Genomic DNA, 20,716 nt, shown 5'->3' on the forward strand with positions numbered 1-20,716 from the left:
TGCGCTGGTCCAATCGCACGGCTCACGACCCCCGGTCATGAGCTGCCGATGACGCGCCGACGCAGGTGCGCCGTCGCCCGTTACTTCTCCCGCCGCCAGTTCAACGACCCACGGTTTTCCACCGTGCTCGATTCCACTTCCAGATCGAAGCCGCGACGCAGCAGGTACTTCAGCGTCAGCACCGAGCCGCTGCCCACCAGCGACACGCCGTAGCCGACGTACAGCTTGGGCGAGATGTACTTGCCCACGCCGATCACCGACCCGCCCAGCGCGCGCGACTGGCTCACCCCTGCATCGTCCAGGCCAAGCTTGGCGCCCAGCTGCGCGGCCAGCAGGCCGCTGCCGGCCGACAGCGCCGCCGAGGCGGCGTTGACCTGCTGGGCCTGGTCGCTGCTGGCACCGGTCAGGCTGCGTCCCAGCACGAGGAAGGCCAGCGCTTCGGACTGCGACATCGCCGGGTCCGACCACACATCCACGCGCGGCGACTGCGCGCGGCCGGTGACGTCGATACCGGCGGTGACATCGCCGATCTTGCGCTCGGCGCGGATGTTGATGCGCGGGTCGGAGACCGCGTTGTAGTTCCAGTTGAGGTTGCCGCGGGTGATGGTCAGGTCCTGCCCGTAGGCCTTGTAGCGGCCACTGACTTCCAGCCCGCCATTGGCGGTCATCTCGCGGCCCGGCCGCGCCCACACCTGCATCTTGCCGCCGAGCGCGCCCTTCAGGCCGAAGCCGCTCATCTTGACCTTGTCGCCCAGGCTCACGGTCAGGTCCATGTCCAGCGGCGAGGTCGGGGTTTCTTCCGGATCGACCGGATCGAGCACCACCACGTCCTCGGACACCGACGTGCCGCGATCCAGGCGCTCCAGGTCGAGGTCGGCCTCGGGCACGTGCACGGTGCCGCGCAGCTCCATGGTCTTGCCGGCCAGGCCGAAGTCCAGGTCCGGATTGGCGATCACACGCAGTTCGCTGGTGTTGGCCAGCAGCACGTTTTCGCCATGGATGTGCAGCTTGAGCGGCTGCGCATCGCCAAACCACGACAGCCCGCCATCCACATACAGCGTGCCCTTGCCCGAATTGGCCTGCGCGCTGATCTTGGCCGAGCCGTCGGGCTGTGCGGTGAAGCTGCCCTTGCCTTCATCGAAGGTCAGGCCCAGCGCCGGGAACTCACCCTTGAACCTGCTCAACGTGGCCTCGCCGCCCAGCGACGGCGTGCCCCGCGTGCCGCGCAGGCTCACGTGGCCTTCGATCAGCCCGGTGGGGCGCACGATGTCCGGCGAGAACAGTTCCAGCCAGTACAGCCGCGCGATGTTCATGTACAGCTCGCCATTGAGCGGCGCGCTGGCATCCCAACCGGTCTGCACCTTGGCATCGACGAAGCCATCGCCCTGGAAACCGACGCCGAGCTTGCCGTTGATCTGCGCCTGGGTCATTTCCACGTCCACCGAGAAGTGGTCGTAACGCACCAGTTCGCCGCGTGCGTTGTCGCCCAGGCGGATGCCGCCTTCCGCCGAGGCGATCTTGGCGCTGCCTTCCCACGCATTGCCGCGCGGACGGATGCGACCATCCAGGGTCAGCTCGCCACGCAGGTACATGCGGCGACCGGATTGCGGCGGCAGCCACGGCTGCACCAGTGCCAGCGGCAACGCATCGCCGCGCACCACCAGGCCGTCGCGCGGCCAGTTCGCACTGGCGCACAGCGCACCGCCGGTGGCCGCGCCCAGGCAGGCATCGCTGAGGGTGAAGGTGCTGCCCTGCACGCTGAAGGTGGCCGGCGTGCGCAGGCTCCACGCATCGCCCTTGACCGGTGCGATGCGCAGCGCGCCCAGCTCGCCACGCCATGCCTGGCCCTGCTGGCGCACGCTGCCGCTGAGCGCGACCGCGCCCAGTTCGTTCCGGGTCTGCGCATCCAGGCGCAGGTTGGACACGCTGCCGCGCGCATCCACGTTGAGCGTGTCCAGCAGCATCCCGACCTGCACCTTGCTGCCCTGCACCGCCAGCGTGCCGCTGTCACCCTGCCATGGCAGGCGGCCCTTGATGCTGATCGCCTCGGCGCTCCAGTCGTCCCAGCGCAACCCGCTGCCGACCAGGTCGGCGGTGATGTCCGGCGCGCTGCGCGGTCCCTTCACCAGCACGTGGCCACGCAGGCTGCCGCTGCTGCCGGGCAGCAGGTCGTCCAGCTGCACCGGTTGCAGCTGTGCATCGATATCCAGGCGGTCGCCGACCGACCCCTTCGCGGTCAGGCGGCTGTTGCCCAGTGCCAGGCTGAGGTTGCCCTCGCCCTGTTCGCCGCGCAGCGCGAACTTGCCCTGCGCATCCAGCGTGCGCTTGCGCAGCGTGCCCTTGATCCCGGGCACGTCGACGGTGGCTTCATAGCTGCCGGCGGTGCCGGCCGGGCTGCCCGTCGGCGGCGGCAGCTGGCGGCCCTTGGAGGCCAGCGCGCCGGACAGCTTGCCGTCCCAACCCGGGGCGAAATAGCCCGGATCGAATCCGGCCAGCTTGATCGCCACGTCCCAGTCCAGCTGCGGCGCCCAGGCCACCTGGCCGGTCACATCCAGCGACCCGCCCGGGGTACTGGCCTGCACCTGTTTGATCGAGGCGGCCTGGTCGTTGCCGCGCACATCGAACTGCAGGTCGGCGGTCTGCTTCTCGCGCTCCACCGACGCATTGCCCACGGCCGCCCAGTTCTTCAGCGTACCGGCCAGGCCTAGCCGTGCTTCCTTCAACGTCACCGGTACCGGCGCAGCCGCGCCGGCGGTGGTGGTGTCGGCCGCAGGCACGAAGGTCAGGTCGTTGGCGACGATGGAGAAGCGCAGGCTGGCGTTTTCCTTGTCGGTGAAATCCGCCTTGCCCTGCAGCCGCGCCTGACCACCAAAGGCCTTGATCTGCAGCGGCGCCACGGTCAGCACCTGGTCGGCCAGGCCGACCTTGGAGGGCGCCAGTTCCACCGCGATGTCGCCCTGCTTGAAGCTACCCTGCAGGTTGGCCTGACCGCCCTTGCCATCGGCCTGCACGTCCAGCGCCATCGGCGTGCTGGTGGTCGCGTCCATGCCCGGCACCAGCAGCGCCAGGTCCAGCTCCTTGCTGCGGGCACTGGCCTTCCACACCGGATCGGTGCGGCCATCGAACACCAGGCTGGCCTGCAGCGGTGCCGGCGCATTGCCGGCCAGCGCGACTTCCATATGCCCCAGGTCGCCGCGCGCCACCAGCCCCAACCGCGCCGGGGTGCGCCCGCGCGGGGCCGGCAGCAGCGCGCCGATGGTGATGTCGGTGTCGTAATCGCTGCGCGGCAGGTAACGCCCGTCCACGCGGAAATCGCCCATGTCACTGTCGATCTTCAGCTGGGTCGCGCGGAATTCGCCGTTGGCGATTTCCACGCCACCACGCACCTTGGTGATGTCGATCAGCGGCTGCTGCGCCTGGGTAATGCGGAACCCGTCGATCGTGATCGTGTCGGCCTGGATCGCCAGCGGCATCTCGATCTGCGGCAGCGAATCGGGCCAGGACGGCAGCTCGAACGGCTCATCGCTCTTGGCCAGGTTCAACGTGGCGTTCTTGAGCTGCAACGCATCCAGTTGCAGCTTGCGCCCGAGCAGCGGACGGATGTCCGGATCGAGGTAGGCGCGCTCGGCGGTGAAGTGGATATCGTCGTAGCGGAAATCCACGTCGTGCAGCACCAGCGGACCGGCGACGGGGCCCTCGACCTTGCTCCAGGTCAACGTGGCGCCCACCGGCAACCGCGCCACGACCTGGGCCAGCAGCACATCGCGACCGGCCACCGTCTGCAGCAGCCAGTACAGCAACAGCAGGGCCAGCAGCACCAGGCCAAGCACGGTGAACCCGGACCACGCCCAGAAGCGCCGTTTGCGGTAGAAGCGCACGCGATGCGGCGGGGGGGCGGCAGGCGGCGTTGGCGTCGGCGTGCTCACAGGTCCGCTCCGATGTTCAGGTACAGCTGGAACTGCGAATCGGGGTCGTTCAAGCCGTGCGCGATATCCACGCGGACCGGACCCACCGGCGATTTCCAGCGCACGCCGAAGCCCACGCCGGTATGCAGGTCGATGGTGTTGTCGAACGCGCTGCCGGTGTCGACGAACACCGCCGCGCCCCACGGCCCGCCCTTGAAGTAATGCTCGTATTCGGCCGAGCCGATCACCAGGTTCTTCGCGCCCAGCGCGTACTTGTCCGGTGCCGGTGTGCGTGGGCCCACTTCACGGTAGGCATAACCGCGGATGCTGCGATCGCCACCGGCGAAGAAGCGCAGGCTTGGCGGCATCGCCACCAGGTCGCTGGTCCAGGTGGTGCCGCCTTCACCGCGCAGGATCAGGCGGTCGGTATCGCCGATGGGCACGTACCAGCGCAACACCATGTTGGCCTGCACGAAGCTGGTGTCCGAGCCCACCCCTTCCACGCCGCCGCGCAGCGTCGCGCTGCCGCTGATGCCTTTGCGCGGGAACAGGTCATCGTCGACATTGACGTAGTCGGCCACCAGCTGCGGGTACACCAGCGTGGACGTGTTGTAGACCGCATCGGTGAACTCGGTGCCCGAGGCGTAGCGCCAGCGCTCACGCAGCGCGTTGATCGAGGCGATCGCGGTCCAGTGTTCGTTGATCTCGCCACTGCGGCTGGCCGACAGCTTGAAGTTGCGCAGGTCGATGTAATCGGTCTGCTCGTCGTAGGCGCTGGCGGTGAACGCATACCAGCCATCGAGCCAAGCGAAGGCCGGGATGCGGTAGCTGGTGACCAGACTCTTGCGCTTCTGCGCGTAGTCCAGCTGGGTGTTCATCTTGTGGCCGCGGCTGTTGAGGAACCGCCGCTCCAGCCCGCCGCGCACACCGGCGCCGCTCTCGCTGCCGTAGCTCAGGCCGGCGGTGTAGATCGAGCGCTTGGCGCGGGTCAGGTTGACGTCCACCGGCACGTCGCCGTTCGCATCGGCCTGGTCCGGACGCGGCTGGATGTCGATCACGCTGAAGTAGTCCAGCTTGGTCAGCGATTCACGCAGGCGGTCCAGCTTGCCTTCGTGGAAGTAGCTGCCCTTGTCCCAGTACACCAGCGGGTCGAACAGCGTGTCGACGAAGTAATCCTGGTGGAAGCGGATGTCGCCCATGTTGTAACGGCGGCCGCTGTCCCAGGTCAGGTCGATGTCGGCGGCGTTCTCGGCACGGGTGATCTGCACCTGGCGCTGGGTGTAGTCGGCATCGAAGTAACCGCGCTCGGCCAGCCGCCGGGTCACGGTGATTTTGCTGGCTTCGTAGGTGGTGTGCTCGAAACGCTGGCCCTTGCGCGGCTTGAACTTCTCCAGGTCTTCCTGCAGGTACTGGTCCAGCTGCGCCGGCCCGGTGATGTCGATGTGCTCGCGGCGCACCAGCGTCGGCGGGCCCTTGTCGACATGGATCACCACGCGCAGGTTTTCGCCCTCGCGCGGGCTCTCGACCTTGATCACCGGATTGTAGTAACCGAACGGCTCCAGCGCCTCGCGGGTCTGGCGTTCGGCCTGGGACAACAGATACTCCAGCCGCGACTCGCCCTGCGGCTTGCCGATGGTGTCGTACAGCGACAGCGAGACCTCGATGTTCTCGATCATCTCGGCGTCGTCGCCCTTGTCCAGTCCTTTGATTTCCACCTTGTCGATCGTTCCGCGGGCGTGTGCCACCGAAGCGGTGACCAGCGACAGGAACATCAGGGGAAGGGCGTAATTCTTTGGCTGCATGGACACAGCATAACGGGCCATCGCGAGCATGCGAAATCGGCGTGGCTGTTTCAGAACGGTAGTGAAGGACCCGTTAAAATCGGGCAGCAGGTGGCTTCTGACGTTAACCGCCTCATCGATGGCAGCAGGTTGTCGGACAGAACCGTCCGCAACCGGCCGCGGCACATCACAGCGCGCGCCACGCGAGGCTGGAAATGCAGAAGGCGCGACGGCGGTGACCGTTCGCGCCTTCGGTGTTGTCAGCGGGGGCCACGCGGCCCCCGCCACCTCAGTTGGACAGGTGCTCGATCGCCGCCACGCTGCCCAGGCGGTCGCCCAGGCGCTTGAGCAGGGCCAGGCGGTTGCCGCGCAGCGCCGGATCCTCGGCGTTGACCATCACCCCGTCGAAGAACGCATCCACCTGCGGACGCAGCCGCGCCAGACGCGCCAGCACGCTGACGTAATCCTTCTGGTGCAGGCTGGCATTGCTGTCGTCGATGGCCGCTTCCACCGCTTCGGCCAGCTCGCTTTCCGCCGGCTCGGCCAACAGCGCCGGATCGACCATGCCCGGGATGTCGCCCTCGGCCTTGCGCAGGATGTTGCGGATGCGCTTGTTGGCCGCAGCCAGCGCCTCCGCTTCGGGCAGCGCGGCGAAGATGCCGATCGCATCGACACGGCGGTCGAAGTCATACAACGAGGCCGGCTTCAGCTCGGCCACCGCGTTGAAGTGCGTGGCGGGCACGCCCTTGTCGGCGTAATAGCCACGCAGGCGGTCGAGGATGAACTCGTACAGTTCCTGCGGCAACGCCTCGGTCTTGCGCTCAGCGCTGGGCTGCACGCCCGCCGGCAGGCCGGCGATGGCCGTGCCGATCAGCGCGCGCAGGTCCAGGTCGAACCCGCTCTCGATGATCGTGCGCGCCAGCCCCAACGCATTGCGGCGCAGCGCGAACGGGTCCTTGTTGCCGGTCGGCTTGAGGCCGGCGGCAAAGCCACCGACCAGCGTATCCAGGCGCTCGGCGATGGCCAGTACCTTGCCCAGCGGCGAGAGCGCGATGTCATCGCCGCCGAAGCGCGGCTGGTAAGCCTCGTCGATGGCCAGCGCCACCTCCGGCGATTGGCCACCGGTCAGCGCGTAATGACGGCCGGCGATGCCCTGCAGCTCCGGGAACTCGTTGACCATGCGCGACTGCAGGTCGTTCTTGGCCAGCACCGCGGCGCGCCTGGCCAGCACCGGATCGGCGTCCACCTGCGGCGCGATCACCTCGGCCAGCGCGACCACGCGGGCGACCTTGTCGGCCACCGAGCCCAGCTTGGCCTGGTAGGTGACGGTCTTGAGGCCGTCGCCCATCGCGTCCAGACCCTGCTTGAGGTCTTCGTCGAAGAAGAACTTGGCATCGGAGAAACGCGGACGGATCACCCGCTCGTAGCCCTTGGCCACCTCGGCCACGTCCCTGGATTCGATGTTGGCAATGCCGATGAACTTCTCGGTCAGCTTGCCGCCGGCATCCAGCACCGGGAAGAACTTCTGGTTGATCTCCATCGTCTCGATCAGCGCTTCCTGCGGCACGGCCAGGAACTCGCGCTCGAAACTGCACAGCACCGGCGCCGGCCATTCCACCAGGTTGACCACCTGCTCCAGGTTGTCATCGGTGATCCGCGCCTGGCCACCGGCCCGGGCGGCCTCGGCATTGACCTGCTCGACGATGCGCGCGCGGCGCACGTCGGCATCCACCAGCACGAAGGCGGCCTGCAGCGAGCTGACGTAGTCCTCCGGCGAAGACAGCCACACGGTCTTGTCGTGCATGAAGCGATGGCCGCGGCTCATGCGGTCGGCTTTCAGGCCCAGCAGCTCGGCCTCGATGATCTCGGTGCCGTGCAGCAGCACCAGCCAATGCACCGGGCGGGCGAAGCCATAGGCGTGGCTGCCCCAGCGCATCGGCTTGGGGATCGGCATCGCCGCGATCGCCTCGCGCAGGATCTCAGGCAGCAGTGACGCGGTGCGCGCGCCCGGCGTGGTGGAGCGGTGCACGAAGCGTTCGCCCTTGGCATCGCTGGTGCGCTCCAGCGCGGTCCAGTCGATCCCGGCCTTGGCCGCGAAACCCTGCAGCGCCTTGGTCGGCTGGCCGTCGGCATCCAGTGCGATGTTCAGGTACGGACCGAGCACTTCGCTGTGCTGTTCGGGCTGTTCCACGGCCACGCCGGGCAGCAGCACGGCCAGACGGCGCGGGGTCGACAACGGCTTGGCATGGCCACGATCGATGGTCACGCCGCGCTTGCTCAGGCCATCCACGACGCCATCGAAGAAGGCCTGGGCAAGGCCCGGCAGCGCCTTCACCGGCAATTCTTCGGTGCCCAGTTCGATCAGCAGCGGCAGCATCGTGCTCATGCCTGCACCTCCTTGGCGGCGACGGCTTCGAGGCGCTTGGCCTCGTACAGCTTGGCCACCGCCTGGGCCAGCGCGCGCACGCGCAGGATGTAGCGCTGGCGCTCGGTCACACTGATCGCACGGCGCGCATCCAGCAGGTTGAAGGCGTGACTGGCCTTGCAGACCTGCTCGTAGGCCGGCAGCGGCAGGCCGACATCGACCAGCTTCTGCGCTTCCTTTTCGCAGGCATCGAAGCGATGGAACATTTCGTCCACGTCGGCGTATTCGAAGTTGTAGGTGCTCTGCTCGATCTCGTTCTGCAGGTACACATCGCCATAGGTGACCGGGGTGCCGTCCGGACCATAGGTCCAGACCAGGTCATAGACGTTGTCGCAGTTCTGCAGGTACATGCACAGGCGCTCCAGACCGTAGGTGATCTCGCCGAGCACCGGCTTGCACTCCAGGCCACCGGCCTGCTGGAAATAGGTGAACTGGGTGACTTCCATCCCGTTCAACCACACTTCCCAGCCCAGGCCCCAGGCACCAAGGGTCGGCGATTCCCAGTTGTCCTCGACAAAGCGCAGGTCGTGCACCAGCGGATCGATGCCCAGCGCCTTGAGCGAATCCAGGTACAGCTGCTGGATATTGTCCGGGCTCGGCTTCATCGCCACCTGGTACTGGTAGTAGCGCTGCAGGCGGTTGGGGTTTTCGCCGTAGCGGCCGTCGGTGGGGCGGCGCGAAGGCTGCACGTACGCGGCATTCCAGCTTTCCGGACCGATCGAGCGCAGGAACGTGGCCGGGTGGAAGGTACCGGCACCCACCTCCAGGTCCAGCGGCTGGATCAGCACGCAGCCCTGCTGCGCCCAATACTGGTTGAGGGTCTGGATCAGGCCCTGGAAAGTGATCGGAACGCTCTTGGTGACGGACATGCGGCGGATTCTTGCCTGCAGAAGGGGTGCGCTAGTATAGCGAGCGACCGCGTTGCCGCCTTCTGGACGGCCCACCCCATTACCGCGCGCCTGGCGCGCTTTGAGGAAATTGGCGGATGGAACAGCGCCCTCCCGTAGTTTTCGCCGCCCCCGCCGATCCCGGTGCCGGGATGGCGGTGCCGTTGCCGCCGGGCCGGCTCGGCTTCGAACAGGTGGTCGCCGCGCTGGTCGCCGATGGCCAGGTCGCCGCCTCCGACCTGGAGCGCATCCGCTTCTCCGCCCAAGGCGCGCGCAACGCCAGCGAAGTGCATCCGCTGGTGCTGCTGGCCAACCTGAAGCTGGCCGCCACCGGTGGCGGCGAACTCGGTCTGGAACGGCTGACCGAATGGCTGGCCGCGCGCACCGGCACCCGCTACCTGCGCATCGACCCGACCCGGGTCGACGTGGCCTCGGTCACCGCCGTAGTCTCCCACGCCTATGCGCGCCGCCACCGCTTCCTGCCACTGGCGGTGGATGGTGAACGGCTGCTGGTGGCCACCAGCGAGCCACTGGTACAGGAATGGCTGCGCGACCTGCAGCACCTGACCCGGCGCCGGATCGAACTGGCGATGGTCAACCCGCTGGACCTGCACCGCTACACCATGGAGTTCTTCGGGGTCACCCGCTCGGTGCGGGGTGCGCGCGGCGACGTGCGCGGCGAGGCCAACGCCACCCTGCCCAGCTTCGAGCAGCTGGTCGAACTGGGCCGCGCCGGCGACGTCAACGCCGACGACCAGCACATCGTGCACATCGTCGACTGGCTGCTGCAGTACGCCTACGAGCAGCGCGCCTCGGACATCCACCTGGAGCCGCGCCGCGACATGGGCCGCATGCGCTTCCGCATTGATGGGGTGCTGCACAAGGTGTTCGAAGTGCCGCCGGCGGTGATGACCGCCGTGGTCAGCCGCATCAAGGTGCTCGGGCGCATGGACTTGGCCGAGCGCCGGCGCCCGCAGGACGGCCGCATCAAGACCCGGTCGCCGGGCGGGCGTGAGGTGGAAATGCGCCTGTCGACCATGCCCACCGCGTTCGGCGAGAAGTGCGTGATGCGCATCTTCGACCCGGATGCGGCCTTCAAGAGCATCGACCAGCTCGGTTTCAGCCCGCAGGAAGCGGCCGGCTGGACCGCCCTGGTCGAACGTCCGCACGGCATCGTGCTGGTGACCGGCCCGACCGGCTCGGGCAAGACCACCACCCTGTATTCCACGCTGAAACGGCTGGCCACCCCGGACGTCAATGTCTGCACGGTGGAAGACCCGATCGAGATGATCGCCCCGGAATTCAACCAGATGCAGGTGCAGACCAACATCGACCTGGACTTCGCCAGCGGCGTGCGCACCCTGCTGCGGCAGGACCCGGACATCATCATGATCGGCGAAATCCGCGACCTGGAAACCGCGCAGATGGCGGTGCAGGCCTCGCTCACCGGGCACCTGGTGCTGTCCACCCTGCACACCAACGACGCGCCCTCGGCGATCACCCGCCTGCTCGACCTGGGCGTGCCGCACTACCTGCTGGCCTCCACCCTCAACGGCATCCTGGCCCAGCGCCTGGTCCGCACCCTGTGCCCGAACTGCAAGGTGCCGCGCCCGCTCAGTGCGGCCCAATGGGCGGTGCTGGCTGATGGCGAAGAGGCATTACCTCAGGCGCCCACGCCATATGCGCCGGCCGGCTGCATCGACTGCCGGCGCACCGGTTTCCTCGGCCGGGTCGGGCTGTATGAGCTGCTGCCATTGGGTTCGCGGCTGCGCGCCCTGATCCGCGCGGACATGGATCTGGCCGCCTTCAACCGCGCCGCACGTGCTGAAGGGGTGCGAACCCTGCGCCGCGCGGGACTTGAAAAGGTGGCCGCAGGGCTGACTACAATCGAGGAAGTCCTGTCAGTGCTGCCGCCCCCGGATGAATTCCGCCCCGTTCCTGATTCTTGAAACCGGCCAACCCGTCGCCTCGCTGCGTCGCTACGGGCGGTTTCCGCATTGGATCCGCGTCGCCGCCGGCCTGGATGCCGACGAAACGGTTGTGGTCGATGTCGAACACGGCGGGGCCCTGCCCGACCACCGCAACTTCGCCGGGGTGATCGTCACCGGCTCGGCCGCCTACGTTACCGACCGCGCCGACTGGAGCGAACGCAGCGCGCAGTGGCTACGCGGCGCCGTCCACGACGACCGGCCGGTGTTCGGCATCTGCTACGGCCACCAGTTGCTGGCGCATGCCCTCGGTGGCGAGGTGGCCTACAACCCGGCCGGGCGTGAGTCGGGCACCATCGAACTGGCGCTGGATCCGTCGGCCAGCACAGACCCGTTGTTCGCCGGGCTGCCCGAGCGCTTCCCGGCCCACGCCACCCACCTGCAGACGGTGCTGCGCGCCCCCGACGGTGCGGCGATCCTGGCGCGTTCGGCACAGGACAACTGCCATGCCTTCCGCTTCGGCCGCCAGGCCTGGGGCGTGCAGTTCCATCCCGAGTTCGCCACCCACCACATGCGCGGCTACGTCCGCGCCCGCGCCGAGTGCATCCGCAGCCATGGCGGGTGCGCGCGCAGCGTCGCCCGTGGGGTCAGTGCCGCGCCGCTGGCACGCCAGCTGCTGCGCCGTTTCGTACGCCAGGCACGCAACGCCTGAGCATCCTGCCGGGCCGCGCGATGCAGTGTCCCGGGCAACGCGTCCGGCCTTCAGGTGACGCGCACGGAAAACAGGGATAATCGATCGGATTCGGGGCGCGCGTGCCCCTCCCCTGTTCCGGAATGGTATGAGCGAGATTCGCAAGCTGCCCGCCTCGGCGGGCGCCCAATGGCTGCTGGACGCTTTCTCCCTGTATGGCCGCGCGCCGCTGCAACTGGCGGTGCTGGGCGTGATCGGCATGATCGTCAGCTCGCTGATCCTGGTGCTGGCGCAGCTGTTGCCCGGTTGGCTCGGGCTGCTGGTGCAGCTGTTGTCGCTGGCGGTGGGCCCGCTGGTGTTCGGCGGCATGCTGTGGGCGGTCAGCGAGATCGACCAGGGCCACCGGGCGCTGCCCACCCACCTGCTGCAACCCATCCGCGACCGTCGCGTCACCCACCTGCTGGTGCCGCTGGCCATCCAGCTCATCGCGGTGATCGCACTGGGCACCCTGCTGTTCGCCCTGATCGGTAGCGACGGCCTGACCGCCTCCAGCGACATGCTGCACAAGATGCAGCAGCTGCAGCAGTCCGGCACCCAGCCCAGCAACGAGCAGATCCTGGCGCTGATGGCCGACGCACCGGTCAAGCGCATCCTGCTGTGGATCCTGATCACCTTCGCCACCTTCGTGGCGCTGAGCATGGCCATGTTCACCCAGCCGGCGCTGGTGGTGTTCGACCGCCAAAGCGGCATGCATGCGCTGCGCATGAGCCTGCAGGGTTGCCTGGAAAACTTCGGCGCGATGGCGGTGTTCATGGTGCTCGGCCTGATCGCGGCGCTGTGCATCTATTTCCTGGTGTTCATCCTGATGCAGCTGGCGCTGTTGTTCGGCGGCATGGGCGCGGCGGCATTCGTGGTGCAGTTGTCGATGAGCACGGTGATCATGCCGCTGTATGTCGGCGCGGTGTATGCGGCCTGGAAGCAGATGTTCGCCCACCGTGGCCGTACCCCGCCGCCGCCGGTTCCCGGCCCAAGCAACGTGTTCGCGGCCTGATCGACAAACAAAAACCCCGGCAGATGCCGGGGTTTTTATTTGCGCCCTCGCCGTAGAGCCGACCGTTGGTCGGCTGCCTTTGATCGACTGCCTTCAATCGGCCACAGCGACGATCAGCTGCCGTAACCCGACGCCCCATTACCCATCACCCGGCCGGCTTCACCACCGACGAGGGCACCAGCCACTTGGCCGCATGTATCCCCAGCTCGTAAAGCACGCACATGGGAATGGCCAGCAGCAGCTGCGACACCACGTCCGGCGGGGTCAGCACCGCGGCCACGATGAAAATGCCCACCACCGCATAGCCGCGGCTTTCCTTGAACTGCTGCGGCGACACCCAGCCCAGCAGCACCAGGATCACCATCGCCACCGGCAACTCGAAACTGGTGCCGAAGGCGAAGAAGATCGCCAGCACGAAGTCCAGGTAGGCATTCGCGTCGGGAGTGATCGCAATCACTTCCGGGCGGAAGGTGGTCAGGAAGTGGAATACCGCCGGCAGCACCAGGAAGTAGGCGAACGCGCAGCCCAGGTAAAACAGCAACACCGACGAGGCCAGCAGCGGCACGGCCAGGCGCTTTTCGCGCGCGTACAGCCCCGGCGCCACGAACGCCCACAACTGGTACAGCAGCCAGGGCACCGCCACGAACACGGCCACGAAGAAGGTCAGCTTGAGCGGTGCGAAAAACGCGCCAGCCGGATTGGTCGCAATCATCGTCTGCCCGTTGGGCAGCTGCGAAATCAGCGGCTCGGCCAGCCAGGTGTAGATCGTGCGCGAGAACGGCAGCAACAGCAGCAGCACCGCGAGCAGGCCGATGATCGCGCGCACCAGACGCGCGCGCAGCTCGATCAGATGCTCCACCAGCGAGCTTTCCGGATACTCGTGTTCGCTCATCGCGGCGCCTCGTTGCCCGGCAGTGGGGCCGTGCCTGGTGCGCCCTCGACGTGCGGCAGCGGGGCAGGGTCTGGGGCTACCGGTGACGGGGCCGGGGCCATCGCGCGCGGCGAGGTGCCATCGATACCCGGCGGGGCCATCGCATCGCGCGGCGCCTCGACCGAAACCGCATCCGGCGCCACCACGTGCTGGGCGACGCTGGCCGGCGAACCCGGTGCCGGACCGGTCATGACCGGCTCATCGCCGGCCGCGGCCGCGGCCGCTACCGCATCGCCATGGCGTGCCACGTCCTGGCGCATCATCTCCGCTTCGCGGCGGACGGCTTCACCGCTGGCACGCAGCTGCGCTTCGGTGTCCTGCACCGAGGACTGCACGTCGCGGAACTGGCGCTTGATCTCGTCGGCATGCAGCTCGCGCTCAAGCTCCTGCTTCACCGAGTCCCACTGGTTGCGCGCGCGGCGCACCCACAGCCCGGCAAAGCGGGCGGCCTTGGGCAGGCGCTCGGGACCGAGCACGACCAGAGCCACCACCGCGATGACCAGCAGTTCACTGAAACCGATATCGAACACGCTCGAACGTCCCGATCAGCGCGGGTCGCGGTCGTGCTCGGTCTGCGACGTCGTCGTCGAGTCCTGCGGACGCGAGTTGTCACTGAGCTGCGCGTTCGGCTTGTCCTCGTCGTGCATGCCCTTCTTGAATTCCTTGACGGCGCTGCCAAGGTCCTTGGCGCCGCTGGTCAGTTTCTTGGTGCCGAACACCAGCAGAACGATGACCAGCACGACCAACCAATGCCAGATGCTGAAACTGCCCATGAGCTGCTCGTTACGTAGTGATCAGACAGTTGAGCATAGCGCACCGGCCACAGGCCGGCGCGCGTGACGAAAGTCAGTTGCCGTCCAGCGATTCAGTTCGGACTTCACCTTCACCGACCGACTGGAAACCCTGCTGGGGCGCCGGCTGGGCCGGGGTGGGCTGCAGTGGCGCGGTGGTCGCGCCTGCCGCCGGTGCCTGTTCAGTTACCGGCGCCGCCGATGGCGCGGCAACCGGCGCGGTCGGGCGTGCGGCCGGGGCCGGCGCGCTGCCGGCGGTGCCGCGCTTCTCACGAGCGGAATAGGTGGCTTCTTCCAGGCGATCGCGGAAGGCCACCACGTCGATCGACGGTGGCTCGCCCATGCGGCCCTCGAACACCATGCGCGGCGTGGTGTTGCTGCCGTAGGCGTCCAGGTTGGCGGCATCGTCGATCTGCAGCACGGCACCGTCCAGGGCGACACCGGCAAACAGGCCACGGGCACGCGACCACGACCAGATTTCGGCCTTCAGCTGGCCATCGGTGGCGGCGGCGGCATTGCGCCCGACCGGACCGGCGGCCACGCCTGCATCGGCGCCCAGGGTGAACTTGCCGTTGACCAGGTTGTCCAGGCTGCGGTCATTGCGGAACACCAGCACCACGTCCGAGGACTGCACGCCGGCCTGGAAGCCGATGCTGCCACCGGTCAGCTTGACGAAGACCGGGTTGGACCAGCTGCCGTCGGCATTCTTGACCGACATCAGGCCGTGGCCACGCCGCCCGCCAATCACCAGACCCGCCTTGATCGTGTCGGGAATGACCACGATCGCGCGGCCTTCATCCAGCAACTTGTCCGGAATGCCCTGCTCGGGCATTTCCTGGATCTCGTTCAATACACGCACCGCATTGCGGGCGCGCTGGTCTTCCTGTGGCCCGGCCATCGCCTGGGTGGACAACAGCAGGCTGGCGGAGATCAGCAGTACAAGGCTGAGGCGGCGCATGGTGGGCTCCAGAAGTCGATGCAGACGAAGATAAAGCAAGATCCTGAACTTAGAAGGCTTGCGATGAATCCGCAATGAGTGATGCCGTCTATTGATATGCCGCATCACTCATCGCGATTCATCGATTCCATCCCGCAATCGCGAAGACCTGCGAGAATGCCCCCTATGCTCGACGCACCCGACACCGCCGTGCTGGCGGTCAATCTAGGCACCCCCGAGACGCCCACTGCCCCGGCGGTGCGTCGTTATCTGGCTGAATTCCTCACCGATCCACGCGTGGTCGCGATTCCGCCACTGCTGTGGAAACCCTTGCTGTACGGGCTTATCCTGCCGCTGCGCAGTGGCCGCTCGGCCGCAAAGTATGCCCAGGTGTGGCTGCCGGACGGCTCGCCGCTGATGGTCTACACACGGCGACTGGCCGAGGCCATGCAGGCGTTGATGCCCAACGTGCGGGTGCGCCACGCCATGCGCTACGGCGCCCCGGCACTGACCGCCGAGCTGGACCGGCTGGCGGCCGAAGGCATGCGCCGGATCGTGGTGCTGCCGCTGTATCCGCAGTATTCGACCACCACCACCGCCTCCATCGAGGACCAGGTGCGCGACTGGCAGCCACGGCATCCCGGCGTCACCGTCACCCTGGTGCGCGATTACGCGGTCGATCCGGACTGGGTCGAGGCGGTGGCCACCCGCATCCGCCAGTGGTGGGCCGAGCACGGTCGCGGCGAGCAGCTGGTGTTTTCCTTCCATGGCATCCCGCAGCGCCTGGCCGATGCCGGCGATCCGTATCCGCAGCGCTGCGAGGCCAGTGCCAAGGCGATCGCGCAGGCGCTGGATCTGCCCGATGACGCCTGGCGGCTCACCTACCAGTCGCGCTTCGGTCGCGAGAAATGGCTGCAGCCCTACGCCGAACCGACCCTGTGGGCGATGGCCGAAGGCGGCGTCCGCACCATCGACGTGGTCTGCCCGGGCTTTGCCACCGACTGCCTGGAAACCCTGGAAGAAGTCGCCCTGGGCTTCACCGAGACCGTGGCCGAGCGCGGCGCGCGGATGCGCTATATCCCCTGCCTCAACGATGCCCCCGAACACGCGCTGGCGTTGTCGCGGCTGAGCATCGCGGCCCTGGGATGAGCCTGCAGCCGTTTTCCCTGGCCGTCGGCGGCTTCATCGCCGCCGGTCTGCGCGCGGCACAGCCGGGTGGCCAGCGCGTACTGGCGCTGCACGGCTGGCTCGACAACGCGGCCAGTTTCGTCCCACTGGCCGCGCAGCTGCCCGACCTGGACTTGGTCTGCCTCGACCTGCCCGGGCATGGCCACAGCGCGCACCTGCCGGCCGGCACCCAATACAACACGCCCGGCGCGATCTGCCACGTACTCGATGTCGCCGATGCACTGGGTTGGGATCGCTTCACCCTGATCGGCCATTCGATGGGCGCCGGCATCGCCAGCCTGACCGCAGCGGCCGCACCCGAGCGCGTGGAGCGGCTGGTGGCGATCGAAGCCCTCGGCGGCCTGCGCGGCCCGGAGGATGAAACCGCCCAGCGCCTGCGCGACCACGTACGCGCCGCACGTGCGTTGCCCGGGAAAAACCTGCGCGTATTCCCCGACCTGTCCGCCCCGATCCGCGCACGCATGATGACCAACCAGCTCAGCGAGCCGTGCGCACGCCTGCTGGTCGAACGCGGCGTCAAACCGGTCGACGGTGGCTACAGCTGGTGCAGCGATCCACGCCTGATGCTGCCCACTGCGATGCGTCTGAGCGAAGCGCAGATCGACGACCTGCTCGCCGCGATCGAATGCCCTACCCAGGTGATCTACGCCACGCCGGCGCAGTCGTACTATCCCGAACCCCTCCGCAGCGAGCGCATCAAGCTGTTGCGCAACGGATGCCTGGCGGTGTTCCCCGGCACCCATCACCTGCATATGGAACACCCGCAGGTAGTCGGTGACGTGGTCCGCCGGTTCCTGGCCGGCTGACGCGCACACCCGGTAATCGCATGCGGCACCTGTATCCGCGGGTCGGGCAATCGCAATCAATACGTGTGTCCGCACGGACAGGGCAATCGCATGCAGCCCCCGTTTCCGCATGCGTTGGCCAATCGCATGCAACAACGCGTCCGCACGCGTCGGGCAATCGGATGCAGCACGGCGTCCGCACGCATGCGGTGATGCTGCCCGGGTTGGGTCGGTTCCCGAACGAGCGCCGACCTCAACTGCGATCTCATTGACGCACGGACCGGTGATCACGCGGCTGTGCAGCGGCAAGCGCCGCTGCAGCCAGCGCACCGCAGCCCCACCGGGGCCTGCGACAACCTGACGCACTCAACTTCCACGCAATTGGACCGATACCGATAAAGCAGGACGATGTCTTTGGCCTGCGCCGTCGCTTGCTCCGCCGTCGCGAAGCCGCGCACCACCCCAAGGCTTCAGGGAACGTCGTCGCAATGCCGTGTTGGCTGTGCCATCGCCCACAAGGACCGGGCCATGCCGGCGGTGCCCCGCACCGTCGCCGCGATTGCCGTGCCTGTCATCGCCTGCCGTCCGCCCCGCCGCTCACCTCTTTCGCAGCGCCCACCGCAACCACGGTGTCCGGCGCGCCTTTCGCCTGTCCGCCTCCGCGCGCGTCGGGCCATCCCGCCTGCTTCTGATCCTGGAGTTGCCATGTCTGCCCATCCGCTCGCCCCGTCCCGCCCGCCCGACCGCACTCATCCGCTCCACCCGTCCGCACTGACGGGCAGAACCAACACCCTCTACCTGCTGTCGGTCGCGGCACTTGTTGCCGCCGCGCTCGGCACCGCGCTCTGGCAGCGGCACTGGTGGCTGCTGCTCACGCTGGCCCTGGTCGCCACGTTGCTGTTCGTGCTGGCCGCGCGCGTACGTCGGCAGGCGCACCTCGTCCTACGCGACACACAGCAGTCCCACGCCACCGCGCTCGCGCTGGCCAGCGACCGTGAACGCGACGACGCCGGGCACCAGCACGATGCGCAGATCCGCCAGGCCTTGGATGTTTCGCGAACCGCGATGATGATCGCCGACAACGACCACGTGATCCGCTACGTCAACCACGCGGTCATCCGCCTGCTGCGCAACCAGCAGGACAGCCTGCGCGAAGCGTTCCCGGATTTCGATGTCGACGGCTTGGTCGGCAGCAGCATCCACCGCTTCCATGTCAATCCGGATCGCATCCGCGCCATCCTCAACACGCTGCAGCAGGTTCACCACGGCCGTATCCGCATCGGCCCGGTGCATTTCGCGCAGGTGGTGACGCCCGTATTCGACGCACAGGGCAGGCGCCTGGGCTTTGCGGTGGAGTGGCATGACCGCACCCAGGAACTGCAGCTGGAGAACGCCGTGGCCGACATCGTCGCCGCCGCCGCCAAGGGCGACCTTGATCGCCGGCTACCCGTCGGTAATGCCGGCACCAGCTTCCTCGATGGGCTGACCGGCGGCATCAATCAGTTGCTGGAAAGCGTCGGCGGCACCGTGGGCGAGATCCGCCGGGTGCTGTCCGCACTCGCCCGCGGCGACCTGGACCAACGCATGCAGGGCGACTTCGACGGCGCCTTCGCCGCCATGCAGCGCGATGCCAACGCCACCGCTTCGCAGCTGACCGCCATGGTCGAGCGCATCAAGCAGTGCACCGGCTCGATTTCGCTGGCGGCCAGCGAAATCGCCACCGGCAACAACGATCTGTCCGAGCGCACCGAGCGCCAGGCGGCACATCTGGAGGAGACGGCCGCGTCGATGGAAGAGCTCACCTCCACCGTGCGCCAGAACGCCGAGCACGCGCGCCAGGCCAGCGCGCTTGCCCAGGGCGCGCAGGATGTCGCCGGCCGCGGCAGCCAAGTGGTGGGCCGCGTGGTCACGACCATGGAGGCCATCCAGGTGGCCTCCAGGCGCATCGGTGACATCACCGGGGTAATCGACGGCATCGCCTTCCAGACCAACATCCTCGCGCTGAACGCGGCGGTCGAAGCCGCGCGTGCCGGCGACCAGGGCCGTGGTTTCGCCGTGGTGGCCAGCGAAGTACGTACGCTGGCCCATCGCTCCGCCGACGCCGCCAAGGAGATCAAGGGCCTGATCGAGGACTCCGTGCTGCAGGTCGCCGACGGCGCCCGTCTGGTGCAGGATGCCGGCAGGACCATGGCCGAGATCGTCGGCAGCGTGGCCGGGGTCAGCGGCATCATGGCCGAGATCTCCTCGGCCTCCCAGGAACAGGCCAGCGGCATCGACCAGGTCAACCAGACCGTTGCGCAGATGGACGACGCCACCCAACAGAACGCCGCCTTGGTGGAAGAAGCCAGCGCGGCCGCGCGCCTGCTCGAGGAGCAGGCGGCCGAGTTGACCGAAGCGGTGGCGGTGTTCCGGCATGGGCAGCGCGTGCAGCCACCGAGGACGTTGGCGCGTGAAGCGGAGGCCATGGAGGTCTGAGCCAGCGTTCGACAGCGACCCGCGCCATGCACCGATGATGCGGCGAGCGCAGCAGCGAGAAGGACAAACGGCGCCTGCGAGGGCGCCGTTTTTATTTATCGGGCTGCGCAGCAGGGTTGCATCATGCTGGACCGCCGGTGCGGTGCCCTCGCCGACAATGGCCTGGCAAGGATGGGCATGGCCCTGTGTACGGCGCCTCCGCATCACAGGGCCATGCGTCGATGCGGCCGCAGCATGAAACGTGGTCGATGGGGAAACGACCGTGCCGGGACACGTATGTGCATTCCCCGCAGCCGGGTAGWGCCGAGCCATGCTCGGCACCGCGCCGGTCGAGATCATGCACACGTGTTGGAAAGCAGCCGAGCATGGCTCGGCTCTACCGGGACACGTATGTGCATTCCCCGCCGTCAGGTAGWGCCGAGCCATGCTCGGCACCGCGCCGGTGGGGATCATGCACAGGTGTTGGAAAGCAGCCGAGCATGGCTCGGCTCTACCGGGACGGGTATGTGCATACCCCGCGGCCTGGTAGTGCCGAGCCATGCTGGGCACCGCGCCGGTCGGGATCATGCACAGGTGTTGGAAAGCAGCCGAGCATGGCTCGGCTCTACCGGGACAGGTATGTGCATTCCCCGCCGTCAGGTAGTGCCGAGCCATGCTCGGCACCGCGCCGGTGGGGGATCATGCACAGGTGTTGGAAAGCAGCCGAGCATGGCTCGGCTCTACCGGGACGGTAATGCGCGACACCGACGCCGGAACACGCGCAAAGAAAAACCCCGCTGCGTGAGCAGCGGGGTTTTTGGGTATAAACCCTGGCGATGACCTACTCTCGCATGGCTTGAGCCACACTACCATCGGCGCAGCTGCGTTTCACTTCCGAGTTCGGGATGGGATCGGGTGGTTCCACAGCGCTAATTTCACCAGGGAGGCTTTTGGAGTGTCGC

General features: G+C 67.6%; 14 protein-coding genes and 1 rRNA gene. 6 read left to right on the plus strand and 9 right to left on the minus strand.

The genetic code is table 11. The annotated features are described in order from the left end of the window. Positions 1-80 precede the first annotated feature (80 nt). From AC1DR7_RS05385 to glyQ, 4 genes are all read right to left on the minus strand, one after another. Entirely contained in the window at positions 81-3,926 is a 3,846-nt protein-coding gene (locus AC1DR7_RS05385) for a translocation/assembly module TamB domain-containing protein (RefSeq protein WP_457317814.1), read from the minus strand. After that, positions 3,923-5,728, minus strand: coding sequence for an autotransporter assembly complex protein TamA (locus tag AC1DR7_RS05390; protein WP_256776335.1), 1,806 nt, complete (start codon positions 5,726-5,728; stop codon positions 3,923-3,925). The genes AC1DR7_RS05385 and AC1DR7_RS05390 overlap by 4 nt, the downstream gene beginning before the upstream one ends. 247 nt (positions 5,729-5,975) lie before the next feature. Further along, a complete protein-coding gene (gene glyS, locus AC1DR7_RS05395) occupies positions 5,976-8,072 on the minus strand; it encodes a glycine--tRNA ligase subunit beta (protein WP_478050908.1) in 2,097 nt (698 codons plus the stop codon). Next, positions 8,069-8,980 (minus strand): glycine--tRNA ligase subunit alpha, encoded by a 912-nt coding sequence (gene glyQ, locus AC1DR7_RS05400; RefSeq protein ID WP_256776337.1) that lies wholly within the window; start codon positions 8,978-8,980, stop codon positions 8,069-8,071. Before glyQ ends, glyS begins: the two co-directional genes overlap by 4 nt. A gap of 116 nt (positions 8,981-9,096) precedes the next feature. Between glyQ and AC1DR7_RS05405 the strand changes: the two genes are divergently transcribed. The 3 genes from AC1DR7_RS05405 (at position 9,097) to AC1DR7_RS05415 (ending at position 12,668) form a co-directional block, all read left to right on the plus strand. Beyond that, the gene (locus tag AC1DR7_RS05405; protein WP_256776338.1) at positions 9,097-10,947 is read left to right on the plus strand and encodes a GspE/PulE family protein; all 1,851 of its coding nucleotides are present in this window, start codon (positions 9,097-9,099) and stop codon (positions 10,945-10,947) included. Further along, positions 10,919-11,638: a glutamine amidotransferase gene (locus tag AC1DR7_RS05410; protein WP_256776339.1), complete on the plus strand. Its 720-nt coding sequence runs from the start codon at positions 10,919-10,921 to the stop codon at positions 11,636-11,638. The genes AC1DR7_RS05405 and AC1DR7_RS05410 overlap by 29 nt, the downstream gene beginning before the upstream one ends. A 127-nt stretch (positions 11,639-11,765) precedes the next feature. Next, positions 11,766-12,668, plus strand: a complete 903-nt coding sequence (locus tag AC1DR7_RS05415; RefSeq protein ID WP_256776340.1) for a BPSS1780 family membrane protein — start codon at positions 11,766-11,768, stop codon at positions 12,666-12,668. A gap of 145 nt (positions 12,669-12,813) precedes the next feature. On the opposite strand, the gene tatC is transcribed toward AC1DR7_RS05415, so the two are convergent. The 4 genes from tatC to AC1DR7_RS05435 form a co-directional block, all read right to left on the minus strand. Then, the gene (gene tatC, locus AC1DR7_RS05420) at positions 12,814-13,560 is read right to left on the minus strand and encodes a twin-arginine translocase subunit TatC (protein WP_256776341.1); all 747 of its coding nucleotides are present in this window, start codon (positions 13,558-13,560) and stop codon (positions 12,814-12,816) included. Further along, positions 13,557-14,129 carry a Sec-independent protein translocase protein TatB gene (gene tatB, locus AC1DR7_RS05425; protein WP_457321441.1) on the minus strand — a complete coding sequence of 191 codons (573 nt, stop codon included), beginning with the start codon at positions 14,127-14,129 and terminating at the stop codon, positions 13,557-13,559. Before tatB ends, tatC begins: the two co-directional genes overlap by 4 nt. 15 nt (positions 14,130-14,144) lie before the next feature. Beyond that, complete coding sequence (gene tatA, locus AC1DR7_RS05430) at positions 14,145-14,372, minus strand: Sec-independent protein translocase subunit TatA (protein WP_256776343.1); 228 nt, start codon at positions 14,370-14,372, stop codon at positions 14,145-14,147. 73 nt (positions 14,373-14,445) lie between these two features. Next, a complete protein-coding gene (locus AC1DR7_RS05435) occupies positions 14,446-15,348 on the minus strand; it encodes a lipid-binding SYLF domain-containing protein (protein WP_457321438.1) in 903 nt (300 codons plus the stop codon). 165 nt (positions 15,349-15,513) lie between these two features. Here AC1DR7_RS05435 and hemH point away from each other — a divergent pair, with 165 nt between their 5' ends. The 3 genes from hemH to AC1DR7_RS05450 all read left to right on the plus strand — a co-directional run bounded on the left by hemH (position 15,514) and on the right by AC1DR7_RS05450 (position 19,775). Beyond that, positions 15,514-16,476, plus strand: coding sequence for a ferrochelatase (gene hemH, locus AC1DR7_RS05440; RefSeq protein ID WP_478050911.1), 963 nt, complete (start codon positions 15,514-15,516; stop codon positions 16,474-16,476). After that, positions 16,473-17,321 carry an alpha/beta fold hydrolase gene (locus tag AC1DR7_RS05445; RefSeq protein WP_478050912.1) on the plus strand — a complete coding sequence of 283 codons (849 nt, stop codon included), beginning with the start codon at positions 16,473-16,475 and terminating at the stop codon, positions 17,319-17,321. The genes hemH and AC1DR7_RS05445 overlap by 4 nt, the downstream gene beginning before the upstream one ends. A 684-nt stretch (positions 17,322-18,005) precedes the next feature. After that, entirely contained in the window at positions 18,006-19,775 is a 1,770-nt protein-coding gene (locus AC1DR7_RS05450; RefSeq protein WP_457320574.1) for a methyl-accepting chemotaxis protein, read from the plus strand. A gap of 807 nt (positions 19,776-20,582) precedes the next feature. On the opposite strand, the gene rrf is transcribed toward AC1DR7_RS05450, so the two are convergent. Further along, positions 20,583-20,697 (minus strand): 5S ribosomal RNA (rrf, locus tag AC1DR7_RS05455). Positions 20,698-20,716 lie beyond the last annotated feature (19 nt).

Source organism: Stenotrophomonas sp. P5_A9 (genome assembly GCF_056400525.1).